This window comes from Acinetobacter sp. ANC_7655, assembly GCF_056784015.1.
On sequence record NZ_JBWYJB010000003.1, the window covers coordinates 214,913 to 239,573 of the forward strand.

The window sequence follows — 24,661 nt, forward strand, 5'->3', positions numbered from 1 at the left end:
ACTTAGAACTAAAGCGCAAGCGTTTGAAAAGGGAAAAGTATCTTAGAAACTTCTTGGGTTGCCCATAATCCGATCGCTCGTGGATGATAGTAAGGTGATAGATATGGAATTAATAATGTGAGTTTATCGTTTGTATCATCTAATGAATGACATTGATGTTTGATCTGTTCAAGTTCATGTTGATTATTGTATTTTGAGAGCCAGTTTTGATCTCCTGTTACAGGCATTCTTTTTAAACGAACAGTTAATGATTCCCCTTGAATCCAGTCTTTGATCAGCATTTTCTCAGTTGCATTAAACACACCAAACATTTTGCCATTACTATCGTGAATAAGTTTCCAAAAACGACTTTCTTCGACAGGCCTGTTTTTAATAATCCATTGTTTATCAATTAAGATTTGAATAAATTCAGATATTAATTCAGGTTGAGCGAGCCATTCGTTAATTGATCTGCCATTAAATTGACATTTTTGGTTATGGATATGTTGACCGACAACTGCTTTTCTTTGCAGAAGTTGATAAACGCTTTGAGTCAGATCAATTTCTTGGATGATATTTGTTGAGCTCAAGCCAAGATCATTCATTTGGAAACCCATTTTAACCAATTCAAGATATTTTGATTTATCTTGAGCTTGATGATAATGATCAATAAATGCCTGTATTGATTTTTCAGCATGTCCATTGTGTGCATTATCAATTGTAATATGAACATTAAAATAATGAGGATCAATTCCAAGTTCTGCTAACTCATAATTGGTGATTAACAGGTGTAGTGGTAATTGTTCATAACCCAAGTTAAATCCAATTACCAGTGGAAATAAATCATGTGGTATATATGCGAGAGCAAGTTGAACAGCGGCTTGTTCAAAATAAATATCATCTAAATAATTAATGTAAGGTTCAAGCTCGAAATGTCGCAGTAAGCTTTGATACATGCAAACATGATTTGCTTTAGCATCTCCCAAGCCAAGTTCTTCTAAGTAGATATAGCTTAGATCTTTGCTTTCAAACAGAGAGGGGTGCGTAAGAGATGAATATAGCCAGGAGCCATCTACATATTTAACTGGAGCAACTTTATATAAAAATTCTAAAGCATGAGAGATGGTTGGAAAGTAGTCACGCCCAAGGCCTGATTTTCGTTGATCTAGATAACTTTGAAATTTAGAACAAGTTTGATCATGTTCGTGTTGTATATGTTGCCTAACTTGTTCTACCTGATCAATCCACGATAAATGAGTCGTATTGAGTTGATCGAATAGTGAAAGAACATAGGTTTCAGCATATTCTGTTTTACATTCACGATTCACTTTAGGGTCTAAAAAAAACTCAACCCAGTCTTTATTTGTTTTAGGACTAATTGTATTTAATTGTGATGGGGATGCTAGTGGATTAAGTACGGTGTTGTCCAACATCATCTTCTCCAAGCGTTATTAAGGGTTTAAACCACCATAACCTGCAAAGATGATAATGTTGTTTATTTTGTGTTCGATTTTTAGGGTGACTAAGTTATAAAAAAAAGCCCAAGTCTTAAATGCTTGGGCTTTTTTATGAGATGTATCATCTCGAATATGGCGTCCCTACGGGGATTCGAACCCCGGTTACCGCCGTGAAAGGGCGATGTCCTAGGCCTCTAGACGATAGGGACAGTGCAGAAATATATTTTAAACCATGTTATTTCAATTGAAATTAATGGCGTCCCTACGGGGATTCGAACCCCGGTTACCGCCGTGAAAGGGCGATGTCCTAGGCCTCTAGACGATAGGGACTTAATAAAATCTACTTCTGAAAATTGGCGTCCCTACGGGGATTCGAACCCCGGTTACCGCCGTGAAAGGGCGATGTCCTAGGCCTCTAGACGATAGGGACGTTTCAGAGGTGGGCGTATAATAGGGTGAAAATAGGGGGGTGTCAAACGCATTTCAGCAAAAAAATTAAAAAAATGGTGTGTTCGTATGAAAATAAAACAATATTGAATTTAAAGGCTAAATTTAGATCAAATCTCCAAGAAATATTAGAAAAGCATTTGGAAAATAGGAACTGTCTAAGCAAAAAAATAGCGACCGAAGTCGCTATTTCAAAATCAAGATTTATCGTGATAAAACAGGTAATAACTGGCATAGCATACAGCAATGAACGCTAAACACCCGAAAAAGCTAATACGCATACTTGGATCAAATACCATACTTAAGCATGTGATAAAACAGAACACAAAACCTAAGATTGGGACAATTGGAAATAATGGAGCAGCAAAGCCCAGCTCTTCTTTTTTGCGCCCTTGCTTATACCAATCGCGTCTGAAATTAAATTGGCTTAAACAAATACTCATCCACACAACGACCATTGTAAAAGCAGCAATACCTAATAAATTGGTAAAAATAGTCTCAGGTGCGAATTGTTCTGACAATAAGCCTGGTAACCCACCGATCATTGTCACGATCACTGCAACATAGGGGATACCACGTGCATTCACTCTAGAAAATACTGCAGGGAGCTGCTTTTTGTAAGATAAAGACCACATCATGCGTGACGCAGCAAACAAACCAGAGTTAGCAGCTGACAATAAAGCGGTAATAATTACAAAACGGATGATATCTTCTGCATAGGGAATACCAATATGCTGGAAAACAGTCACGAATGGAGAGCTACTCACACCTTCAGCAGCTAAGCCAGCTTCTTGATGTGGAAGAAGTGACGTTACTACAATGATTGTACCTACGAAGAAAATCAACAGACGAAAAATCGCTGTATTAATCGCTTTAGGAACATTTTTAGCTGGGTCTTTAGTTTCACCAGCAGCAACCCCAATTAATTCTGTTCCAGAGAATGCGAAGTTTACGATAAGCATCGTAGCAAAAATTGGGAATAGACCTTCAGGGAACCAACCTTGAGCAGTTAAATTGCTAAATAAAGGCGCCGTTTCGTAACCTTGATAGCCAATTACGCCAAAAATTGCGAGTAGGCCTAAGAGAATAAATGCAACAACAGTAATAACTTTAACTAAGGCCAGCCAAAATTCAGATTCTGCGAACCATTTTGTGGAAATCATATTTAAAACAAATACGAATACACCAAAGACTATAGTCCACATCCACATGGAACTATCTGGGAACCATTCCTGCATGAGGAGGGCGGCGGCTGTAAATTCAGTTCCTAAAGTAACCGACCAAGTTAACCAATATAACCAAGTGATGGTATAGCCTGTTCCTGGTCCAATATATCTTTTGGCATAAGCACCAAACGAACCAGACTCAGGCATATGAACGGCAAGCTCACCTAAACACAGCATAACCATGTAGGCGATAATCCCGCCAAGGATATAAGAAATAATGGCACCTACAGGCCCCGTTTGTGCAATGACTTCACCCGAACCTAAGAAAAGTCCAGTACCGATTGCGCCGCCAAGCGAAATCATAACCAGATGTCGAGTACTCATAGCGCGTTGTAAAGGCGCAGAATTGCCCTGATGCGAAGCATCATTCGGAGATGAGTGCATAGGATTGAAAATTCGAAACAAATGAAGCGAGTTATTGTAGTGAAAAACTACAATTCTTCAATGAAATAATAGTAATTTTGAATATTGAGTGATCGTATGAGACGATAATGGCGTCCCTACGGGGATTCGAACCCCGGTTACCGCCGTGAAAGGGCGATGTCCTAGGCCTCTAGACGATAGGGACGTTGCGAGGTGCTTGTATATTAAGGATAGACATATCAATTGTCAAAAGCTTCGTATCAAAAAAAGTTTTAATCGTTCATACATTAAGCAAAAACAAACAATTAGTTTTAATTTTGATTAAACTGACAACAATAAGGTTTTTTGATGTATTTGATTAGTATGGAGAGAAGGTCCTCACTATGAAAAAACGATCCGCTTTATATTCATCATATCAAACCAACCATCTATTAAATTTGATAAGATGACGTGGTAAGACAATGAAGGAAAGAGGCGTGTTGCCATTTAAACTCTGGGTCGATGCTGATGCATTACCTAAAATTTTGCGTGAAGTCATCTTAAGAGCTTCTGATCGTTATAAACTCGAAGTAACTTTTGTCGCCAATCAAAATGTAGGAATAACTCCTTCTGTTCGTATTAATTCAATACAGGTGATGAGTGGAGCAGATCAAGCTGATAAAGAAATTATCGAACGTATGAAAGAGCATGATATTGTCATGACGCAGGATATTCCTCTAGCAGCTCAAGTCATCGAAAAGGGTGGCGTTGCAATTCATCCACGTGGTGAAATTTGGACAGAAGCTAATATTAAGGCACGATTACATTTGCGTGATTTCATGGAAACTTTGAGAGGGGCTGGCGTTCAAACCGGTGGACCACCGCCAATTTCAGAAAGAGATAAGCGTGAATTTTCAAGTGCTTTGGATCAAACGATTCAAAAACAAAAAAGAAAAACTGCCTGATTTATCTTATCAATCGAGTTCACATGCCAGAAAAACCTAAACTTATGCTCATTTATGCCTTATTGGTCATCATCTGGGCAACAACTCCACTTGCGATTGTGTGGAGTGTAGAAGATATTTATTTAATGTGGGCATTGGTGATTCGATTAGGCGTGGCACTGCCTATCGCGGCATTGCTTCTCATTGTTTTAAAGGTAAAATTTCCTTTAAATTCAATTGCATTGCATAGTTATTTTGCTGGTTCATTTAGCTTGATTGGTTCACAATTTTTTACTTATGTAGCTACTGATTATCTAAGTTCTGGCATGATTGCACTGATGTTTGGATTAGCACCAATTATGGCGGGGCTTATTGGAAAATTTATCTTTCAACAAGATTTGCTTAAGCTGCAATGGTTAGGAATGATCGTCGCGATTACTGGGCTCGTAGTGATCAGTTTTACTGGATCATCACAACATATCCATCCCATTGGAATTGGTTTAATGTTGCTTAGCGTTTTTTCATACGCAATGTCAATTTTTTGGGTAAAAAAAATAAATGCTGATGTAGCACCGATGGCACAGGCGACAGGTTCAATACTGGTTTCTACCTTTGTTGCATGTTTAATTGTGCCATTTATATGGAAATATTTACCTACTGAATTACCTTCAATGAAGTCATTACTTGCGATCATATATTCTGTTGTTATGGCTTCATTAGTGGCTATGTTTTGTTATTTCTATTTGGTCAAAAAAATCCAACCGACGACATTGTCACTGACAAATGTAATGACTCCAGTTCTAGCTCTTGGTGTAGGTGCTGCATTTAATCATGAGAAATTAACGCTAGGTATGATACTGGGAGCAATGATCCTACTTCTGGGATTGTTTATGTATTTTTATCGGGATATAGAAACGAATCAGAAATTTAAACAAAAAGTATTAAAGCCTTAAGTTGGATGCTCAGCGATTCTGTGAGTTTTTTAAATGCTTCAAGGCTTCTGTTAACTTTACTTTGTCTTGGGGATGTAACGTTAGAAAATATGCACCGGTTCTAAACAGCCCATTTTCTTCTTGATTGCTGTAGACAACTTGTGCAGTTGCAGCGATATGAAAATCATTTTCAGGGTGACTCAATGTGATGTGTATATAGGTTTGTTCAGGGATATGTTGCTCAGCATAAAAACTAAAACCCGTTTCAGACAAATTGACTTGAGTAGGTACTGGTAACATGGTTTGTACAATAGAGTCGTAAAGTGAGCCCGTAATGAGGTTTAATTTTTGATTAAATAAGGATAATATCCGAGCAATTTGTTGATCTTTTTGATTTAATTGTTCTAATTCGTACATAAGCGCATGATCAAATTGATCTAATTCTGCAAGTAAGAGAAAATAGCGCGGTAGTACAAAATTTGAATCATAGGGATCATTCAAAGCGACATCTTTAGTGATGATCTGATAATTTATTCTTAAGGCAGCATCAATACGTGACATGACGCGTCTTTCAATATTGCCACTTTGATGCTGAAGATTTTCCATTAAAACACCTCGGACTAGATGGTATGTTTAAACCGATCTCGCTGTATATAGGGTTGAGATACACTCGCGCACGGCGAAGTAATCACTTTATTTCTTTTATTGCTTTAGTTTCCATGATCGGTCTGACTTTGGGCGTCGCTGTTCTCATTACTGTGTTATCTGTAATGAACGGTTTCGATCGTGAATTAAAAAACCGTGTCTTGGGAATGGTACCTCAAGCGACTGTTTCCTCTACACAAATTCTAACAGACTGGCCTGAGCTTGCAAAGAAAATAGACCAACATGAACATGTGACGGGTGTTGCACCTTTTACACAGTTGCAGGGGATGTTAACAGCCCAAGGACAGGTTGCAGGGATAATGGTCACGGGTATTGAGCCTGACTATGAAAAAAATGTATCTATTATTCAAAATCATATGGTTCAAGGCGACATCAACTCATTAAAGAAAGGTGAGTTCGGGATTGTTTTGGGCAAGCAGATGACGGATGCTTTAGGTTTAAGTCTCAATGACAATGTAACATTGGTATTACCTGAAGCGACACCATCACCCGCTGGCGTTGTTCCACGATTTAAACGTTTTAAAATTGTCGGTATTTTTAGTATTGGTGCGGAAGTGGACTCGATGATGGGTTACATCGCGCTAAATGATGCTTCGACACTGTTGAGACTGCCGGATGGTGCACAAGGTATCCGTATGAAGCTAGATGATATCTTCAAAGCACCACAAGTCGCTGAAGAAGTTGTTATGGATTTACCAGGCAATTTCTATCCATCAAATTGGACTTATACGCACGGCAATCTCTTTAGTGCCATTCAGATGGAAAAAGCAATGGTCAGCCTTTTACTTTTCCTGATTGTCTTGGTTGCAGCATTTAATATTGTATCTTCATTGGTGATGGTGGTTACTGATAAAAAATCCGACATTGCTATTTTAAGAACCTTAGGTGCTTCACCAGCAACGATCACTAAGATTTTTATGGTACAGGGTACGGTGATTGGTGTTGTAGGAACACTGGCAGGAGCAGCACTAGGTATCATCTTTGCAACGAGCATCAGTGGATTTATTGGCTGGCTGAACACCGCTTTTGGACTAAATTTATTCGATGCATATTTCATTAACTATTTACCATCGTATCTACGTTGGCAAGATGTGGTGGTGATTGTTAGCTTATCACTAGCGCTAAGTTTCCTTGCAACAATTTATCCAGCGCTGCGTGCTGCTAAAGTTCAACCAGCAGAGGCTTTACGCTATGAGTAATATTGTCTTAGAAGCCAAAAATATTCATAAACATTTTACAGATGGTAAATCAACTGTTGAAGTGATTAAGGGATTGGATTTAGTTGTTGAGCAAGGACAATTTGTTTCAATTGTTGGATCAAGTGGTTCGGGTAAGAGTACGCTGTTACATGTATTAGGGGGGCTTGATCGTCCGTCCGAAGGTGTAGTGATGCTTAATGGGCAGCGTTTTGACACTTTAGGCGAAGCTGAACGCGGTTTCCTACGTAATGAACACCTCGGATTTGTGTATCAATTTCACCATTTACTTCCTGAGTTTACGGCTTTAGAAAATGTATCAATGCCGCTGATGTTACGTAAAGATGCAAATTTTAAAGAAGTAAAAGAACGTGCAGAATATTTGTTGAATAAAGTGGGTTTATCACATCGTTTAACGCATAAACCAGGTGAGTTATCTGGCGGTGAGCGACAACGCGTTGCGCTTGCACGAGCTTTAGTGGCTCAACCTAAATTGATGATGGCAGATGAGCCTACTGGAAATTTAGATCGTAAAACTGCCGTCACAATTTTTGAATTGCTTTCCGATCTGCGTAAAGAATTTAATATGGCAATGCTCATCGTGACCCATGATGAACAGCTCGCACAAACTGCTGATAAGATTTTGCATATGCAAGATGGATTGTGGGTATAGGCTCAAAATCCGATTAACAGTCTTGTTAAAGCCCACTTAGGTGGGCTTTAATCTATTTAAGAAAAATAAACATAAAAGTTAGATGTTTTTAATATTTATTCTCATCTTTTGGATCATTGGTGTTGCTACGATCAGCTTTCAGGGTGAAGCTGAATATTCAACTCTCTTGCTGGGTATGGCAAGTATCATTTTGATCATGGGTTACTTTTTACGATTAATAAGGCAACCTGATCGATTCATTTATCCTCACACCTCAAGTATTGTCCAGTCATCATCAAGAATGCTTGTGCTAACGGGAATTTGTCTGATCACATTTGTTTTGGGGCATCAACATGCAAAAACAGCCTTACACGATTGTTTAGATAAACGTGTTCAATATATTGAAGAAAAAGAAATAGTTGTTTATATCAATAAAATTAATCAGCTGAAAATGGATCAGGAAGGTCGATCAATACAGCAGCGTGCGCAGGTGATCGACAAGAAGCAAGGACAATCTCAAACGCTATTATTATATTTGCGAGAGTCAAAACTTGATACGACATTAGAACTTGGGCGCTATTATAAAGTTACGGGAAAATTAAGACCCGCACATAGTTATGCAGTAGATGGGGTCTTTGATCAAGAGAAATGGTTGTTGCAGCAAAATATAGCTGGAACAATGCGTGTAGATTGGATCGTACCTGTAAGTGAAGCGGTGTTATATTCTGAAGGTTATTTATCTTCAACCGATGTGCATCGGAGCCTTATCGCACGATTGAGCCTGAGCATTGAAAAAGCACGTTTAGCTTTTAGGGATGATATCGAACAGGGAGTATTCAGGAATAAGGGTTTGCTAGTCGCGTTACTCACAGGTGATAAGAGTCTACTGACGGAGCAACAAGAAGAATTATTTAAAAAACTAGGCATTACGCATTTATTGGCTATTTCAGGTCCACATGTTCTAATTTTTGCTGGCTTATTATCGTGGTTCATGGGGTATCTTGTATCAATTTTTCGTCCTCATATTTTTCTAAAAGTTCCCAAAACATATTTACTTTTAATCCCTTTCGTATGTGGGGTAATTATTTATAGTTTTTTTTCAGGGCTCGAAATTCCTGCACTAAGAACTACATTGTCAGTTTGTCTAATTAGTATCGCTATTTTATTCAAATTTAAGATTAAGCCTTTTGTGCTATTACTTATAAGTGCGAGCTTAATGCTCTATTTAGACCCTTTTAGTATTTTATCTGCTGCATTTTGGCTTTCTTACGGCGCATGTTTGATTTTGATTCGTGTATATCAAACGATCGCTAATGAACAGCAAAACACTGCTTTAATCAACAAATATCATTTTCTAGATAAAGCAAAAATGTATCTTAAAATACTTTTGCAATCCCAATGGAAAATATTTATTGCACTGATACCACTCACTTTACTGATATTTCAACAGATTTCTTTACTTGCGCCATTTGCTAATTTAGTTGCTGTTCCAATGATTGGGACCTTGATCGTGCCATTGGAAGTACTGGGCTATTGTCTTAGCTATATTCCTTTTGTTGGTCAATTTTTATTTCATCTGGCTGATGTATTGATATCGGTTCTTTTGGTGCTACTGACTAAGCTGGGAGCAATATTAGACAATCCATTGAAATGGGTAGCGTTAACGAAAGCACAAATGTTATTGCTCGTTTTGGCAGTATTCATGTTCTTTATGCCAAAGAATGTAATCCCTCGATTATGGATACCCGTATTAGGTGTGGCATTGCTGATGCCTAAACGTGATGATGGATACGATATCATTGAAATTTTGGACATAGGGCAGGGGCAGTCCATACTCTTACAGTCATCAGGGAAAACTGCTTTAGTTGATACAGGCGGGAGCTTTGATGAGAATACATTTAGTATCGGAGAAAATGTAGTTGTCCCTTTCTTAATTCAACGTGGCATATCAAAATTAGATCAAGTTTTTATCAGTCATCTTGATCAAGATCATGCTGGAGCATACCGCACTATTGGAAAACATATACAAATTGATCAAGTTATCTCAAATGAAAAAGATGATAGGTTTCAGTATGTTGAATTTGATTATTGTCGACAGCATCAACAGGTACAATTGGGTAAGATCAATATACAATTTCTTTCACCAGTTGAATCACAATTAAATTTTGTCAGTCAAAATCGTAATGAGCTCTCTTGCGTAATATATCTGACATTACCCTATGCTAACGATTTTAAGCATATTCTGATTATGGGGGATGCAGGGTGGGAGACAGAGTATCGTATTTTAAAGCAGTATCCTGAACTTAGAGTAGATATTTTAATCTTAGGACACCATGGCAGTCGACATAGTTCATCTTACGACTTTTTAAAAAATACCAAACCTAAAATTGCCATTGCATCGGCTGGTTTTGATAACCGCTATAATCATCCACATCCTGTTGTCAAAGAGCGTTTAAAAGCGCTTAATATTCCGCTACTCGATACCCAATCGAAGGGCAGCATTCGAATGACCTTCGATAAAAACGGAGATGTACAATTTCGATATCATCGAGATCAAAAAGCGTGGTTAACTCGGAATATCCCCATAGATTAACTTGCTTTTCTGACTTGTTCTATTTTTGCTCTGGCTTGTTCTGCAGGGATACGATAAATGTTATGTAGATCAGGATTTGCACGGAAACGTTTGTAGCTCCAATGAGCATGTTCAGGATAACGATGAATCAGGCTTTCTATTGCACGGTGAATTACTAACGTTCCATCAGCGGGAGTGCCTTCATAAATCGAAGCATCCATTGGTTCAATAAATACATCAAAATCTTCAGTTTCATTGCGAATTGCATAGACCAAAAGGCCTTTGGCTTTAGTTTTTTGGATGAGTTTGGCACTTAAATTACTGGACTCGAGTGGTATGCCGAAATAATCGATCATTTCACCACCGTGTTTAGGATTGTGATCTGGAAGAATCACAGTTGTCCCCCCTAATTTAAGGGCTTTAAAAATTTGTCTTATACCACTCTCATCTGTAGGGACTAAAGTTGCTTGTTCTCGACTACGAGCCTGGCGCACAAATTGATCTGCTTCTTCATTCTTGATGGGTTTATACATGATGGTCATCTTAGTATATTGTGCGAACCACGCATTCATGACTTCCCATGTACCAAAATGTGGTGCGAGTAAAATAATACCTTTCTTTTCAGCCATTGCTTCATGAAAATATTCAGCACCAGTGACATTGCGTATTCGTGAAATATTGGTTTCGTTTGAGCTTCCCCAAATACTAAAAAATTCCATATAAGATTGAAGTTCGTTTCTTACCGCTGCACGAGTCACTAAATGTTTTTCTTCATCAGAAAGATGCGGTAAGCAAATGTCGATATTGAGGCGGATGGTATTCGTAGTTTTTGTAATTTTTAGCGTATTAATCAGCCCTGCAAGCATTTTTGCAAAAAAACGAGAAAAACGAATCGGACGGCGACTGAAGAAATTTAACAGGCGGGTTGTGGTCGATGTTTTGGTTTCAGGCATTAGATTCAAAATTTGGTAAGTTCATAGAATATTGTGATTTGGGTTTATTATATGTTAAATCTTGACTTATAAATAGTTTGACCTCATTCCTTGTATATAATGTCAGCTTAAATTTAATTTGGATGGTATGTATGTCCGCTTGGCCGCCTGAACCACAAAATGAAAATCAAAAACCAAATAACCAACCGAACGGAAAAGAATGGCAAATTTTAGAAAAAGCTGTTCTCGCATCTGTAGAAGAACAGAGACGTGCAAGACGTTGGGGAATCTTTTTTAAATTTCTTACTTTCGCATATCTGTTGTTTATAGTTTTGGTCATGGGGAAAAGTTGTTCAACGACTTCCACTGATAGTGCGGTGTCATCACAGCATATTGCTACAGTCGATATTGTAGGAACGATTGCTGCAGACCAGCAAAGTGTGAATAGTGCAGATACGATCAAAGGTTTGAAAAAAGCATTTGAAAGCAAGCAATCGCAAGCTGTTGTTTTAAATATTAACTCTCCGGGTGGATCTCCAGTTCAGTCTGATGAAATTTGGCAAGAGATCCAATATTTAAAGTCGGTTTATAAAGATAAAAAACTTTATGCATTAATTGGTGACACAGGTGCTTCAGGTGCATATTACATTGCGTCTGCAGCGGATGAAATTATTGTTAATCCATCAAGTTTAGTCGGCTCAATTGGCGTCATTATGCCAAACTATGGAGTGAGTGGTTTGATGCAAAAACTTGGCGTTGAAGATCGCACCATGACTTCAGGTGAGAACAAAGCATTATTGTCGATGACACAACCAGTTGATCCTGCACAACGTGCACACGTACAAGGTGTATTGGATAATGTTCATCAACATTTTATTGATGCAGTCAAAAAAGGTCGTGGCAATAAATTGAAATCGCAAGACCCTGCTATATTTTCAGGTTTGTTTTGGACTGGTGAGCAGGCTGTGAAGCTCGGTATCGCAGATCGGATTGGCAGTATTCACACACTGAAACGTGAATTAAAAGTCGAAAAAACGGTAGATTATACTATTCAACGTAGCCCTTTTGATTCTGTGCTTGGACGACTTGGAAGTGAAATTGGTCAAGGTTTTGCTTCTTCAATTTCCAAGCAGATTCAATCTGAGCAGGTGAATCGAATCCAATGAAACCATTGATCCATTTTGCTCATGCCAACGGGGTTCCATCGAAAGTTTATCAAAAATTTTTTGATGCTTTGTCTGATCAATTCGATGTGATTTATACGACCAATCTTGGTGTTGATCAACGTTATCCTGTAGATCAACACTGGGAAAGTATGACACAGCAAGTGATTGATAATATTGTTCAGAAATCCCATGGTCGTAAAGTGATTGGTATCGGGCACTCCTTAGGAGGAGTTTTGACGTTCAAAGCTGCGTTGAAATGCCCAGAACTTTTTAGTCAAACTATTCTTCTCGATCCACCTCTTATTATGGGGCTAGAATCATTTGCTATGCATATTGCAAAGTCTTTAAAGTTAAAAGTAGTGGATCAAATGTCGCCAGCGGCATTGTCTAAACGTCGACGTGATCACTGGGATAGTCGTGAGCAGGCTGCAACATTACTTCGACCCAAAGCATTATATGCAGCATTTGATGAGCAAAGTTTTAATAACTATATTCAATTTGCATTAGTTGAAGATCCAACGCGTGGCGGCGTTGAATTGGCGATTCCAAAATCTATTGAAGTGGATATTTTTAGAACCAATCCTTCATTATGGTGGCTGCCTCAACCTAAGCTCAAAGTTCCAACTCAATTAATTGTTGCTTCTGAAGGTCCATTCTTAGCACGTAAATTCCCTCATAAAGTGAGGAAAAAGTTTGGTGTGCCTTTTAGTATTTTTGAAGGTGGACACATGTTCCCACTTGAACATCCTGAGCAATTAGCTGCGCATTTAAAAACTATTTTGACGCCACTAAAAAACGCAGCCTAAGCTGCGTTTTTTAAATCAAATATGACAGAACTGTATTGGATCTTTCAAAATTTGATTTTTATAGTGCACGCCTTCGGATGTGACTTGAATGGTTTGATTACAAATCCATTCTACAACTTGAGGATAAATTAAATGTTCAAGTTGATGTACACGATCTGCTAAAGATGCAACATTATCATGGTGAGAAACTTTGAGTACGCCTTGAGCAAGTGCTTGACCTGCATCTAGTTCTGCAGTGACATAATGTACTGTGCAACCATGCCATAGATCACCAGTATTTAATACACGTTGATGTGTATGCATTCCTTTGTAATTTGGCAGCAGAGAGGGGTGGATATTGATCATTTTACCCTCCCATGCTTTAACGAACTTAGCACTTAAAATGCGCATAAACCCCGCTAAAACCACAAGATCAGCTTCCCAGTCGAGCAGTTGCTGGTGCATAACATCATCAAATGCTTCACGATCTGGGAAGTTTTTATGTTCAATCACTGCAGTTGCAATGTTGGCATGAGCAGCACGCTCAAGTGCGTAAGCAGCAGGTTTATTCGAGATCACACCGACAATTTGACCTGAAAGGTTTGCATCGATTAATGCTTGTAGGTTTGATCCGTTACCTGATACTAAAACAGCAATTTTAATCATGTTATAACAATAAACAGATTAAGCGAAGATCACACGAATTTTTTCGTCTGCACCTTCGACAGATTCAGCATTGTCAACAATGTGGCCCATTGTCCATGCTTTTTCGCCGAGTTGATTTAAGATTTCAACTGTTTTATCAGCTTCAGCAGCATCAACAACTAGAACCATACCTACGCCACAGTTGAATGTGCGGTACATTTCAAATTGTTCTACACCACCTTCACGTTGAAGAAGTTTGAACAGCTCAGGCCATTCCCAAGAAGATTCGTTTACTACAGCTTGGGCACCATTTGGTAATACGCGAGGTAAGTTACCTGGTAAACCGCCACCTGTGATGTGTGCCATCGCATGAACATCAACCTGTTTGAGAAGCTCTAGAATTGGTTTAACGTAGATACGAGTTGGCTCCATTGCGACATCAGCAAGTGGACGACCATCAACAATTTGAGTTAAATCAACATTTTTTACATCTAAAATTTTACGAAGAAGAGAGTAGCCATTAGAGTGTGCGCCGCTTGAAGCAACACCAACTAATACGTCACCAGCTTTAACTTTAGAGCCATCAATAATTTTACTTTGTTCTACAACACCTACACAGAAACCAGCTAAATCGTAATCTTCACCTTCATACATGCCTGGCATTTCAGCAGTTTCACCACCGACCAACGCACATCCAGCAAGTTCACAACCTTGACCGATACCTGTCACTACATTTGCTGCGACATCAACATTGAGGTGACCAGTTGCGTAGTAATCAAGGAAGAAGAGTGGTTCAGCACCACAGACAAGTAAATCGTTCACACACATTGCAACCAAATCCTGACCAATTGTGTCATGACGGTTTAAATTCAATGCTAAACGTAATTTTGTACCAACACCGTCTGTGCCAGATACGAGAACAGGTTCTTCATAACCTTTAGGAATTTTACAAAGTGCACCGAAGCCACCAAGACCGCCCATTACTTCAGGACGAGTCGTGCGTTTAGCGACAGATTTGATACGATCGACTAACGCGTCGCCCGCCTCAATGTCGACACCTGCATCTTTGTAGCTTAAACCAGTGTTTGGGGTAGAAGTTGAGTTGCTCATATTGAAGTCTCCGCATTCGCGCGGGGATTATAACCTGAATATACGAAACTCTTATGTTATTTATGCACTAAAATGTTATCTTTACTAAAATATTTTCCTTTACATAACGAATAATCTTAAAAAAGGCGAGTTTCTATGGTAGATCGTACCCTACGCCGTGTTTTTATCCTTGCAGGGATAGCTTTATTTCTCTGGATTTTATACTTATTAAAACCGGTCGTAATCCCATTTATTGGTGCATTTTTAATAGCTTATCTTTTCAGTCCATTGGTTGATCGATTGCATAAGATAGGTTTACCTCGTTGGTTGTCTATCAGTTTGGTATTTATTGGTATTGGCGTCGTGATCACATGGGCAATGTGGTATTTGGTTCCATTAATTTGGGAACAGCTAATGTATGCTAAATCCAGTATCCCGAAAGTAGTTCATTGGGTAAATTATAGCTTCTTACCGTGGTTATCAGATACTTTCAATATAGTGCCACTAGAATTAGATGTAGACCAGATTTCAGCAGCTGTTATGGAGTATGTTCAAACCAATTATAGTGCTGACAGTATCCAAGCGATGGCACTCAAATTGGCACAATCTGGTCTGAATTTTATTCAGATTGGTGGGACAATTGTACTGATTCCAATTATTGCATTTTATTTCCTCTTAGATTGGGATCGAATGCTCAATAGTTTGCGTCGACTCATTCCACGTCCTTATGAAGCTTCAACGCTTGAAATCGTAGGTGAATGCCATAGCGTGCTAGGCGCATTTGTAAAAGGACAATTCCTCGTGATGATCCTTTTGGGGATTGTTTATGCCGTTGGTTTACAACTGATTGGTCTGGAAGTTGGTTTGATTATTGGCATGATTGCAGGCTTGGCAAGTATCATCCCATATTTAGGATTTGCAGTAGGAATTATTGCTGCCGTGATCGCAACTTTCTTTCAATTTGGTATGGATTGGACTCAACTCCTTTTAGTTGCAGTGGTGTTCATGGTGGGGCAAGCTGTTGAAGGTTATGTGCTTCAGCCATTCTTATTGGGAGATAAAATTGGTCTTTCTCCAGTAGCGGTCGTATTCGCTGTATTGGCTGGTGCACAATTGGCTGGTTTCTTGGGTATGTTGATTGCATTACCTGTTGCAGCTGTAATCGTGGTACTGCTCCGACATGCACGTGACACTTATGAAAGGAGTACAATTTATGGTACGCCAGCTGTTGCCGTAGCTGATCATGGTGGTGGTGAAATTACAATCCAAACCGATCAGGTTGATATTGAGCTTGATCTCAAACCACAATCAATCAATAATCAACAAGATATTGCAACATCTGAAAAAATCGATGTGCAGAAACAAAATAAAGAACCTTAAGGTGACCAAGCATTTATGCGGCAACTGCAACTTGATATAGAACCTCAACTTGATGCACGGATCAGTGATTTTTCCGGCCCAGGTTGGGGACCCGTCATTGATGCAGTTCGCCAACTTCATGCTGGATTAATGAATCGATTTTACCTTTATGGCGGTGCGGGCACAGGTAAGAGTCACTTATTAACTGCGATATGTGACTCATATCTAGATGTGGGGAAATCTGCAATTAAAGTGTCATTGCTAGAATTGCTCGATGCTCCAATTGAGGCGATTACTTCATTGGATCGTTATGATTTGGTCGCTCTAGACGATATTGAAGCGATTAGTGGTGTACCGCATTGGCAAAAGGCGGTATTTCATTTAATAAATAATAATAATGATGGTGGAGGACAACTAGTCTTTTCATCTAGATCTGCGCCAATTGAATTGAAACTTGAATTACCAGATCTTCAGTCGAGATTAACTCAAGCGGTGAGTGTTAAAGTGCCAACAGGTCAATCCTACGCTGACCGCTATGCCTTATTACATTCTGTGTTAGAGCGTAAAGGTGTGCATTTTGATCCTTTAATTATTGATTATCTGCTGACCAATGGCCCGATACAGACCAGTACCTTATTACAAACGGTTGATCAATTATCAAAGTTACTACAGGGTGAAAAAGTTAAGCTATCCAACGCAACCCTTAAGCAAATCTACGCGCTCATCGATCAGTATAGTGCTTAAATGCTTTTTAAATGTTATTCAAAATTCAAAATGTAAATTTTATCTGAACTCGGCAATTTTTTACTTAAAAATAATTGAGAATTCTAAAAATTTGTGACAGATTAGTCAAAATGGAAAAATAGCGCTACATAATTAAAGTTCGCTACTTAAAAAAATAAAGAAAAATTAAGGAGATGGTAATGCTCAGACGGGGCTTAGGTCTTGTATTGTTGTGTGCAACAGGGCATGTATTCAGTGCAGATATTGTGGTTACGACCACTGAAGATATCACCAAAAATGATGATCAATGTTCGTTGCGTGAAGCAATTGAATATATTAATCAGGGTAAACCTGAAGCAGGTCTCAATGGCTGTGGTGGTAAAGATGCCACAGATAATATTATCTTATCTACGAAAGAATATCTCCTAAACGAGCAAGTTCGCATCTCTAAACCGATGGTTTTTAGAACGCAGTATGAAACTACCATTGTTGACGATATTCCTGGTACAAAAAATGCCGTCATAACAATGAAGGGTACTGATAGAATTTTCCATATTGAGCGAATTCGTCCTAAAGCTGATGATGAAATTAGAGATGCTGCAATTGGTGTGGAATTTTACGAAATTACCTTGCAAGGTTGTGCCGCATCAGTATGCAAAGACAAAGGTGGGTTAATTCTCAATTATGAACGGCTAAAATTTGATAAAAGCCATCTTATCAATGGCAAAGCGAATTTTGGCGGTGCGATTTATAATGTTGAATCATTTATTGAATCCGAAACCAGCAAAATTCGTTCCGCGCGAGTGAATTTAGTTAATTCGTTATTGGAAAACAATCAAGCACAACAAGGTGCTGTTTTGTATAGTGAATATCCTGATTTTGACATTAGTGCTTCTGTTATTAAAGGTAATAAAATAACAGATTCAGAAGGTTTCTCAATCTATAGCCATAAAGTGTTGAGTGAAGACGAAACTAAGGTGACAAATCTCAATTATGCCAAAGTGATCAATTCAACAATTTTTAATAATAAGGGCTATATTATCAATGTGAAGGATGGTATTGCACTTAATAACAATACGCTGGTCTTTAATGATTTTGGCTTGATTTTTAATGCACCGTTTAAGAAGGCATCGCTTACTAACAATATAATTGCAAAAAATGGCAATCGAGACTGTCGTGTAGAGACTGCAATAGATCAATCAAATTTAAACAATAATTTATATGGTTTTGGTTGTGAGGGCACAGCTTCAGAAAAACTGGGCGAGCGCACATTATTAGCTGGGACTGATGTAGAAGGTGAATGTGATGTTAATTCATCTGGCATTTTATGTCCGTTCAAAGTCTATTCTGGCTATGCTTTAGGATATTTCCGCCCAAGAGTGTTGCCTAGTTATCGACAACTAACAGACTCTCCGATCATTAATCGTGGACCAGATTCAAATGGTACATCATGTGAAACAGTTGATCAGCGTGGCAACACACGTAAGGATCGTATTTTATGTGATCGAGGCGCAATCGAACTTATTCAGTCAAGTACGTCTTCAGGCAGATTTGGCAAGGATATATTTTATGGAGAAATTGTTAAGTTAAATATTAATGATTTTCTAGGAGATGGTGAGCTAATACCTGCTAGTCAATGTGATGCCTTAGTTGGACCTCATCCCAAAAAAGAAGAATGGCAAGCGGGCTGTATGATCATCCAACAAAATAACTCTCCTAGTAAAGGTAAAGCTGAACTACTCCAAAATGGAGAGTTTACTTATACACCTCAAGGGAATTGGCACGGAACTGATGATTTTAAAGTTTTGGTCGTTGTATCTACACGTCAATTGAATGAGTCAATGAATCCTTATATCGAAATTCCAACTGTCATTAAACAAGACCCCAGAGATACTTATACAAGCGATAAAGTAAAAACTTCTGGTGGGGGGCTAGGTCTAATCTCCGTATTAGGTCTGATGACTTTAATCGCGATACGTAGAAAAAAATAATAAGGGAATCGTATGTTGAAAAGTAGAAAAGCTTTTTTGACCTTAGCAGTCCTTTCTGCAATGTCCTTGATGGCTGCTGAAGATACAATAATTTATGTCACTACCTTTGATGATGAAGACGGTACTAATGATGCAAAGTGTTCACTCAGAGAAGCGTTGACGGCTGCTTCGACTAATCGAGCTTATGGAGGTTGTTCTAAAGGTAATACGGATCGAGTACAAACTGACATTATTCAGCTTGAAGCTGGTACCTATAGCTTGAATGCAGAGCTTCAGCCAACTTCTTCAGTGATTATTAGGGGTAAAGAGCCTGTCGATTATTCCAAACCGAATGTCATTTCAAATAGTTATCCTGCGCAAACTAAAATTCAAACTATAATTAATGGTCAAAATACACATCGCATTTTCAATACGACCAATCTAAATCGACCGAGTTTGAGTTTAAGAAATATAGAGCTGAGAAATGGTAAATCATCTACCAACGGTGGCGCTTTGCTATTGGGAGGCGAGACTGATTTATATAATGTAAATATCACTATCTCTTCTGCATTAAGAGGTGGAGCGATATTTTTGAATGACAGTGATAGCTCTTTAAGTTATTCAGTCGGGTGGGTGAGTGGTAATACAGCTCAGCAAGGCGCTGTTATCGCGATGTCTTGTTTGGATAATCTTGTGTTCACACGTCGTAAGATTGATTTATCCCGTATGTCTATTACCGAAAATGGAAATACAGCTTCAAACAGTTTATTCTCATTTTGTGGTGAACCTACAACTCAATTGCAAGCAAATACAATCTCTTCCAATGTATTAAATACTACACAAGGTCAAATTTTTCAATTTAGTGATCGTTTAACAGATGGGGGGCAAATAAATTTGAGTCCCAATTCTATTTTGAAGCTCGATAGTAATACGATTATCGCGAATACCGCGCGATCTGTGCTTTGGTATGGAAATACAGGTGCAAAAGCCTTAAATCATAATGTGATAGGTTTTAATCAGGCTAAAGCCTGTATATATAGTCCCGGTGATGTGAGCCAAGTTGAGTCAGCAGGTATTGAATTATTGGCAAATGCTATTCCACTGAGTAATCCATCTATAGACTGTGATCTACCAGCAAAAGCGTCAGAAAATGCACAAAAAAATAGTCTTGATGTTAGTCAATTGAGTATCAATGATCTGTTTTCAACATCGTTACCAGTTAATGATGAGAATACTAACTTTCATCCTGTCTTTTTTCCGAAGATTAATTCTAGTGGTACAGATTTAGTTGATTTTGGTACTGATGGTTGTTCGCTGCTTGATCAACGAGGTATTAATCGGATTGGATTGGACTCGCTCAACAGTTTAGATGCGACTCCCAATACTTGCGATATTGGTGCGATAGAAACATTAAAGTTGACTGTTTCCAATTTAAGTAAAGCAAATGAATCACTGGTTCAGATAAAGCAATCAACTGAGAATAGAATTAAAGCATTCGAAGAAGCTATTGCCGATCCTGAAACCAAAGAAGAAGTGATTGATTATTATAATAAGGAGCTCACCGATCAAAAAGCATTTTTGAATGAGTTAAATAATCTTAATCAATATCGTCCAATTTTGTTCGATCCATTTAAATTGAATTTACCGGATGAATTTGTTTCTCCTGATGGTAAGGTGCGAAAAATTGAGCATCTTAATGTTGATAATTATGATGTCAAAGTTGAGGTTGTGGGAGTTGGGAAATTAGATATCGATAAAACGTTCTTAGGTAAGTTTGATGATCGGTTGAAATGTGAGTGGAAACCGCAGCTTAAGCAGATAGTGATGTATAGAACAGATGGTCGCATAACACCGAGTGGAGACTCTGAATTCTGTACATATACGCTTACTTCAAAAAGCGACAGTAAAAAAACATCAAGTGCATATTTAATTGGTAATTTTATCAATATCGTGCCAACTGTTCCTGAACGTGTGGAATATACAATCAATCCAAAAAAATCGACTCAAATCAGTGTAAATTTACTGGCTGAAGCGAGTGATGCTGGTGATGGCAACAGAAATGCAATCAATCCTCCAAATAAAAAGGAGTTTTACCATAATGCTAATGGGGATGAGGTATCAATTTATTTTGCAAGAGTACCGAATCCCGTTTCAATTATCGCAGATCGGGTAGAGCCATGTGCTAATGACCGTTTTAAAAAGTGCTATGGTGGAAACATTCGAGTTCAGTTGAACAATAATTTGGATGTCTTTTCCTATGATCTTAAGTACTCAGTATTGGACGCAGACGGCGCTTCATCAGGTGAGGGAACATTAGCTGTTCTAAATACGGAAACAGGGCCTAGAAGTTCTCGTACGAGTGGAGGGGGTAGCCTAGGTGGGTTTGGGCTTTTAGGACTCATTGGTTTAAGTTGGCTTAGAATGAGAAAATCTAAACCTCATTAATAAAAAAGCCAGCATTTGCTGGCTTTTTTTGTGTTTGATTTTGTGTAATATTTTGCAAAAAATTAGTATATTTTGAACAGTTTATTGCTACATTTGAAGATTGCTGATCACTTTCTTAAATTACACCAATGTCATCTTTTAATGAGCTTATACCCTTAAATCAAATTGAAGTTAAACCTTCGGATTTGCTATCAATTAAGAGGCATGATCTTGTTCCTTTATTGACTGATTCGTCTAAACTTAATTTATATGCTGAACATATTGTGCAGGCACAAAATGCTCTATTGGTAGGTATAGACCCCACTTTAAATAAAAAATTAAGCGAAACAATTTCAGATATTATTCAAAAATTGAATCAATCCAAAAAGAAATTAAAACAAAAAAAATTTAATGCTTTCCAAAAGTGGCTAGGTCTGGATTTGGAGTTCGGTGCGGGTCAAATTTCTTATATTCGTGATTTAGATAGACTCATTCTAGATGCTGATCAGCTGTCCCAACGTATTCACATTGAAATCCAAAAGTCTAGTTCTCGATTTCAGCAAGCAGTTGGTTTAAGAGAGCAAATGGCGCGCTACATTCAAGCAGCAAGACAATTTTTAACAGAATACACCGATTTTTCTCATCATCGCCATCCACTCGATAACTTTGAGGAGCGATTGGCTAAAAAAATACAAACATTAGAGTCGGTACAAGCAAACAATGATATTTCTCTCATGCAAATGCAATTGACTCAACAACTTTCATTAACTCTGACGGATCGTTTTCGTGAAGCGCAGCAAGTATTAATCCCAGCTTGGCAATATCATCTTGAGCAAACTCAAATTAAAAATGGCGCAGTCGATATTGAAAAGTTAGATCAAAGTCGCGAACAACTGATTCGATCTCTAAAAAAATCACTAATTAAAGAATAAGGTGTGTTATGTCTGATTTTCCAATTCAAAAGAAAAATGAATCCTTAAGCTTAATCTCTACGGAGGAAAAGTTTTCCAAGTTAGATTTAAAAGAAATTGGGTTGACGACGTCAGACCTTGCAGCAGTCGAATCAGTTCACCAAGAACTAGCTGATATGAATCATGCTACGGTTGCTGAATATGGGAAAAATATCGCGACTAAAACAGCGACTTATACGGATGAATTACTGGATCTAGTTAAAAATAAAGATTTGGATGCAACAGGTCAAAAGTTAAATGAAGTCGTTACAGTGGCTCAACAGCTCAATACAAACAGTATTTTAAGTCCTGCTAAAAGTTCAGGCTTCTTGGGTAGTATCTTAAATCGATTTAAGGGTGCTAAACAGAGTTTTGATCAAAAGTTCAATACCACTAAAGAACAAATAGATGCTTTAGTTAAAGAAATTGAAACCTCTCAACAAGGGTTAAAAGACCGTGTAAATACATTGGATCGTATGTTTGATGGTGTGCAGGACGAATATAAACAATTAGGGGTTTATATTGCTGCAGGGAAAATTAAACAACAAGAAGTTCAGGAGCAAATAGCTGAATTAAGTACGCTAGAACAAGATGCGCAAACTAATCAAAAAATCTACGACTTAAATCACTTAGCAAACAACTTGGAAAAAAGAGTGAGTGATTTACAGGTATTGCAACAATCTGCGATGCAGACATTACCGATGATTCGAATTATTCAATCAAACAATTCAATGTTGGTTGATAAGTTTTATGCGATAAAAAATATCACGCTTCCTGCCTGGAAAAATCAAATTAGTTTAGCGATTTCATTACAGGAACAAAAAAATAGCGTCCAATTGGCTAATACTATTGATGATGCGACGAATGAGTTACTTAAACGAAATGCAGATTTATTACACCAGAACTCAGTAGATACTGCTCGAGCAAATCAACGCTCAGTGATTGACATTGAAACACTTGAACATGTTCAAAATACCCTCATTAAAACAGTGAATGATGTTATTAGTATTCAGAAAGAAGGGATGCAAAAACGTGAAGAGGCATCAATCCGTATTAAGGCTTTGCAAGGAAATCTTCAACAACTTGTTTTGGATTCGAGTCAAAATCAGCCAAAACACTAATTTCTTGAGGTTTAAATTTGAATAAAACCAATGAATATCTTGTGGCGCAGACTGAGATTCAGAAAAGATTGCCTGAATTGTACAAACGAAATCGCATACTTAATTTATGGGGATTTTTGAGTACCAGTGTACTCATTATTTCAGTTGTGTCGCTTTTTATTCATCAGGACATGATTTATGGTTTTATGGGTATGAGTGAAACTGTTCAGCAGCTTCATTTGCCACATAGTTTAGATGAAGTCGTAAACGTGTACCAACATCAGCCTGACTATTTTTTTAATTTGATATCTTGGTTAGGTTGGTTCATTCTAAAAGTATTTAGCTCAGTCATTGGTGCTTTTTTTATCGTTCATTTTTTAAAGAAAATACGTTTTTTCTATGTGCGCTTTCAATCATTTGTACTTAAGTTTGTTGGTTGGTTAATTGCTGTCATTTTAATTTGGTCAGGTTTGACCTATGTTCAATATGACTTGAATGATGAGTCGTTGGAACAACAATATCAATTAAGTCATTATGATAAATCGATTCACGAAAGTCAGATTGCTGTCATCATGACTGAACAACAGGTCAATCCAATTATACAAGCCTACGTCCTTGCGCAAGTGGCTTTGATTCACAAACCTGAAGATACCAAGCTAGCAACTACATATTTAGCTCGACTTGCGCAAGCTGAAAGAAATGAAAAACAGTTTGTCGAATATGGTTTTAATGCAGAGCAGTTATGGTCAATGCAGCAACAAGTTTATGGTCAATCTATTACTCCTTGGGCAAAAGCGATAGATCATCGAGCAAATCAGGCACGACAAATTTCAGAAGTCGTCAAGATGATATTAATGGTGTTCTCAGCCATCATGTTATTGTTAATGCTTATTTTCTTTGGATTAGCTCGTAGTTTTAAAAGCAGAATTCAAACGATCACTCAACGTTTGGAGATATAGTTAAAGTTTGTACTGTTACGACCATCATAAAAGAATCATTCATTTTTAAATGAATGATTTTTTAATTCAATTTTTCGATAGTCTTTATGCAAACTAACTGTTTTACCTATTTTTGTATTTCTTCTAATATAGCTTTATCAAATAAA

20 protein-coding genes and 4 tRNA genes are annotated in these 24,661 nt (G+C 37.9%); 14 read left to right on the forward strand and 10 right to left on the reverse strand.

Going from position 1 to position 24,661, the window contains the following annotated elements; genetic code table 11:
- Positions 1 to 8 precede the first annotated feature (8 nt).
- The 6 genes from AC1M9N_RS06235 to AC1M9N_RS06260 form a co-directional block, all read right to left on the reverse strand.
- Positions 9 to 1,412, reverse strand: coding sequence for an iron-containing redox enzyme family protein (locus AC1M9N_RS06235; RefSeq protein WP_481954444.1), 1,404 nt, complete (start codon positions 1,410 to 1,412; stop codon positions 9 to 11).
- Positions 1,413 to 1,569: 157 nt separating this feature from the next.
- Positions 1,570 to 1,645 (reverse strand) — tRNA-Glu (locus AC1M9N_RS06240).
- A 45-nt stretch (positions 1,646 to 1,690) separates the two neighbouring features.
- Positions 1,691 to 1,766, reverse strand: a tRNA-Glu gene (locus AC1M9N_RS06245).
- 24 nt (positions 1,767 to 1,790) lie between these two features.
- A tRNA-Glu gene (locus AC1M9N_RS06250) sits at positions 1,791 to 1,866 on the reverse strand.
- Positions 1,867 to 2,080: 214 nt separating this feature from the next.
- Complete coding sequence (locus tag AC1M9N_RS06255; protein WP_035266846.1) at positions 2,081 to 3,493, reverse strand: amino acid permease; 1,413 nt, start codon at positions 3,491 to 3,493, stop codon at positions 2,081 to 2,083.
- Between the two features lie 108 nt (positions 3,494 to 3,601).
- A tRNA-Glu gene (locus AC1M9N_RS06260) sits at positions 3,602 to 3,677 on the reverse strand.
- 256 nt (positions 3,678 to 3,933) lie between these two features.
- Between AC1M9N_RS06260 and AC1M9N_RS06265 the strand changes: the two genes are divergently transcribed.
- Together AC1M9N_RS06265 and AC1M9N_RS06270 are read left to right on the forward strand one after the other, a co-directional pair.
- Complete coding sequence (locus AC1M9N_RS06265; protein WP_481954445.1) at positions 3,934 to 4,416, forward strand: YaiI/YqxD family protein; 483 nt, start codon at positions 3,934 to 3,936, stop codon at positions 4,414 to 4,416.
- Between the two features lie 23 nt (positions 4,417 to 4,439).
- Positions 4,440 to 5,348, forward strand: coding sequence for a DMT family transporter (locus AC1M9N_RS06270; RefSeq protein WP_481954446.1), 909 nt, complete (start codon positions 4,440 to 4,442; stop codon positions 5,346 to 5,348).
- Between the two features lie 9 nt (positions 5,349 to 5,357).
- On the opposite strand, the gene AC1M9N_RS06275 is transcribed toward AC1M9N_RS06270, so the two are convergent.
- Positions 5,358 to 5,933 (reverse strand): PilZ domain-containing protein, encoded by a 576-nt coding sequence (locus AC1M9N_RS06275; RefSeq protein WP_035266851.1) that lies wholly within the window; start codon positions 5,931 to 5,933, stop codon positions 5,358 to 5,360.
- A 23-nt stretch (positions 5,934 to 5,956) separates the two neighbouring features.
- On the opposite strand from AC1M9N_RS06275, the gene AC1M9N_RS06280 reads away from it, so the two are divergent.
- From AC1M9N_RS06280 to AC1M9N_RS06290, 3 genes are all read left to right on the forward strand, one after another.
- Entirely contained in the window at positions 5,957 to 7,192 is a 1,236-nt protein-coding gene (locus AC1M9N_RS06280; protein WP_035266853.1) for a lipoprotein-releasing ABC transporter permease subunit, read from the forward strand.
- Positions 7,185 to 7,862, forward strand: coding sequence for a lipoprotein-releasing ABC transporter ATP-binding protein LolD (gene lolD / locus AC1M9N_RS06285; protein ID WP_035266856.1), 678 nt, complete (start codon positions 7,185 to 7,187; stop codon positions 7,860 to 7,862). Before AC1M9N_RS06280 ends, lolD begins: the two co-directional genes overlap by 8 nt.
- A gap of 82 nt (positions 7,863 to 7,944) precedes the next feature.
- A complete protein-coding gene (locus AC1M9N_RS06290; protein ID WP_481597228.1) occupies positions 7,945 to 10,434 on the forward strand; it encodes a DNA internalization-related competence protein ComEC/Rec2 in 2,490 nt (829 codons plus the stop codon).
- Here AC1M9N_RS06290 and AC1M9N_RS06295 read toward each other — a convergent pair.
- Positions 10,431 to 11,366 carry a lysophospholipid acyltransferase family protein gene (locus AC1M9N_RS06295; RefSeq protein WP_035266859.1) on the reverse strand — a complete coding sequence of 312 codons (936 nt, stop codon included), beginning with the start codon at positions 11,364 to 11,366 and terminating at the stop codon, positions 10,431 to 10,433. The genes AC1M9N_RS06290 and AC1M9N_RS06295 overlap by 4 nt on opposite strands.
- A 131-nt stretch (positions 11,367 to 11,497) precedes the next feature.
- On the opposite strand from AC1M9N_RS06295, the gene sppA reads away from it, so the two are divergent.
- A complete protein-coding gene (sppA, locus tag AC1M9N_RS06300) occupies positions 11,498 to 12,511 on the forward strand; it encodes a signal peptide peptidase SppA (RefSeq protein ID WP_035266860.1) in 1,014 nt (337 codons plus the stop codon).
- On the forward strand, positions 12,508 to 13,317 hold the full coding sequence (locus tag AC1M9N_RS06305; protein ID WP_481954447.1) for an alpha/beta fold hydrolase: 810 nt from the start codon (positions 12,508 to 12,510) through the stop codon (positions 13,315 to 13,317). The genes sppA and AC1M9N_RS06305 overlap by 4 nt, the downstream gene beginning before the upstream one ends.
- Before the next feature lie 15 nt (positions 13,318 to 13,332).
- Here the strand turns inward: AC1M9N_RS06305 and purN are convergent, their stop codons facing one another.
- Positions 13,333 to 13,962, reverse strand: a complete 630-nt coding sequence (gene purN / locus AC1M9N_RS06310; RefSeq protein WP_481595881.1) for a phosphoribosylglycinamide formyltransferase — start codon at positions 13,960 to 13,962, stop codon at positions 13,333 to 13,335.
- Between the two features lie 18 nt (positions 13,963 to 13,980).
- The gene (purM, locus tag AC1M9N_RS06315) at positions 13,981 to 15,051 is read right to left on the reverse strand and encodes a phosphoribosylformylglycinamidine cyclo-ligase (RefSeq protein ID WP_035266866.1); all 1,071 of its coding nucleotides are present in this window, start codon (positions 15,049 to 15,051) and stop codon (positions 13,981 to 13,983) included.
- A 135-nt stretch (positions 15,052 to 15,186) separates the two neighbouring features.
- Here purM and cxpE point away from each other — a divergent pair, with 135 nt between their 5' ends.
- The 7 genes from cxpE to AC1M9N_RS06350 all read left to right on the forward strand — a co-directional run bounded on the left by cxpE (position 15,187) and on the right by AC1M9N_RS06350 (position 24,515).
- Positions 15,187 to 16,410 (forward strand): chloramphenicol efflux transporter CxpE, encoded by a 1,224-nt coding sequence (gene cxpE, locus AC1M9N_RS06320; RefSeq protein WP_481586444.1) that lies wholly within the window; start codon positions 15,187 to 15,189, stop codon positions 16,408 to 16,410.
- 15 nt (positions 16,411 to 16,425) lie between these two features.
- Entirely contained in the window at positions 16,426 to 17,133 is a 708-nt protein-coding gene (gene hda, locus AC1M9N_RS06325) for a DnaA regulatory inactivator Hda (protein WP_092766787.1), read from the forward strand.
- A 179-nt stretch (positions 17,134 to 17,312) separates the two neighbouring features.
- Positions 17,313 to 19,103, forward strand: coding sequence for a rhombotarget A (gene rbtA, locus AC1M9N_RS06330; RefSeq protein WP_481954448.1), 1,791 nt, complete (start codon positions 17,313 to 17,315; stop codon positions 19,101 to 19,103).
- Positions 19,104 to 19,115: 12 nt separating this feature from the next.
- Positions 19,116 to 21,527: a CSLREA domain-containing protein gene (locus AC1M9N_RS06335; RefSeq protein WP_481954449.1), complete on the forward strand. Its 2,412-nt coding sequence runs from the start codon at positions 19,116 to 19,118 to the stop codon at positions 21,525 to 21,527.
- Between the two features lie 128 nt (positions 21,528 to 21,655).
- A complete protein-coding gene (locus AC1M9N_RS06340; protein WP_481954450.1) occupies positions 21,656 to 22,438 on the forward strand; it encodes a tellurium resistance protein in 783 nt (260 codons plus the stop codon).
- A gap of 8 nt (positions 22,439 to 22,446) precedes the next feature.
- Positions 22,447 to 23,577 (forward strand): toxic anion resistance protein, encoded by a 1,131-nt coding sequence (locus tag AC1M9N_RS06345; protein WP_092766783.1) that lies wholly within the window; start codon positions 22,447 to 22,449, stop codon positions 23,575 to 23,577.
- A gap of 17 nt (positions 23,578 to 23,594) precedes the next feature.
- A complete protein-coding gene (locus tag AC1M9N_RS06350; protein ID WP_481613961.1) occupies positions 23,595 to 24,515 on the forward strand; it encodes a hypothetical protein in 921 nt (306 codons plus the stop codon).
- Positions 24,516 to 24,661: the final 146 nt, after the last annotated feature.

Coding starts and splice junctions, on each gene's coding strand:
- AC1M9N_RS06235 (WP_481954444.1), bottom strand. CDS start 1,412: ATGTTGGACAACACCGTACTTAATCCACTAGCATCCCCATCACAATTA.
- AC1M9N_RS06255 (WP_035266846.1), bottom strand. CDS start 3,493: ATGCACTCATCTCCGAATGATGCTTCGCATCAGGGCAATTCTGCGCCT.
- AC1M9N_RS06265 (WP_481954445.1), top strand. CDS start 3,934: ATGAAGGAAAGAGGCGTGTTGCCATTTAAACTCTGGGTCGATGCTGAT.
- AC1M9N_RS06270 (WP_481954446.1), top strand. CDS start 4,440: ATGCCAGAAAAACCTAAACTTATGCTCATTTATGCCTTATTGGTCATC.
- AC1M9N_RS06275 (WP_035266851.1), bottom strand. CDS start 5,933: ATGGAAAATCTTCAGCATCAAAGTGGCAATATTGAAAGACGCGTCATG.
- AC1M9N_RS06280 (WP_035266853.1), top strand. CDS start 5,957: ATGTTTAAACCGATCTCGCTGTATATAGGGTTGAGATACACTCGCGCA.
- lolD (WP_035266856.1), top strand. CDS start 7,185: ATGAGTAATATTGTCTTAGAAGCCAAAAATATTCATAAACATTTTACA.
- AC1M9N_RS06290 (WP_481597228.1), top strand. CDS start 7,945: ATGTTTTTAATATTTATTCTCATCTTTTGGATCATTGGTGTTGCTACG.
- AC1M9N_RS06295 (WP_035266859.1), bottom strand. CDS start 11,366: ATGCCTGAAACCAAAACATCGACCACAACCCGCCTGTTAAATTTCTTC.
- sppA (WP_035266860.1), top strand. CDS start 11,498: ATGTCCGCTTGGCCGCCTGAACCACAAAATGAAAATCAAAAACCAAAT.
- AC1M9N_RS06305 (WP_481954447.1), top strand. CDS start 12,508: ATGAAACCATTGATCCATTTTGCTCATGCCAACGGGGTTCCATCGAAA.
- purN (WP_481595881.1), bottom strand. CDS start 13,962: ATGATTAAAATTGCTGTTTTAGTATCAGGTAACGGATCAAACCTACAA.
- purM (WP_035266866.1), bottom strand. CDS start 15,051: ATGAGCAACTCAACTTCTACCCCAAACACTGGTTTAAGCTACAAAGAT.
- cxpE (WP_481586444.1), top strand. CDS start 15,187: ATGGTAGATCGTACCCTACGCCGTGTTTTTATCCTTGCAGGGATAGCT.
- hda (WP_092766787.1), top strand. CDS start 16,426: ATGCGGCAACTGCAACTTGATATAGAACCTCAACTTGATGCACGGATC.
- rbtA (WP_481954448.1), top strand. CDS start 17,313: ATGCTCAGACGGGGCTTAGGTCTTGTATTGTTGTGTGCAACAGGGCAT.
- AC1M9N_RS06335 (WP_481954449.1), top strand. CDS start 19,116: ATGTTGAAAAGTAGAAAAGCTTTTTTGACCTTAGCAGTCCTTTCTGCA.
- AC1M9N_RS06340 (WP_481954450.1), top strand. CDS start 21,656: ATGTCATCTTTTAATGAGCTTATACCCTTAAATCAAATTGAAGTTAAA.
- AC1M9N_RS06345 (WP_092766783.1), top strand. CDS start 22,447: ATGTCTGATTTTCCAATTCAAAAGAAAAATGAATCCTTAAGCTTAATC.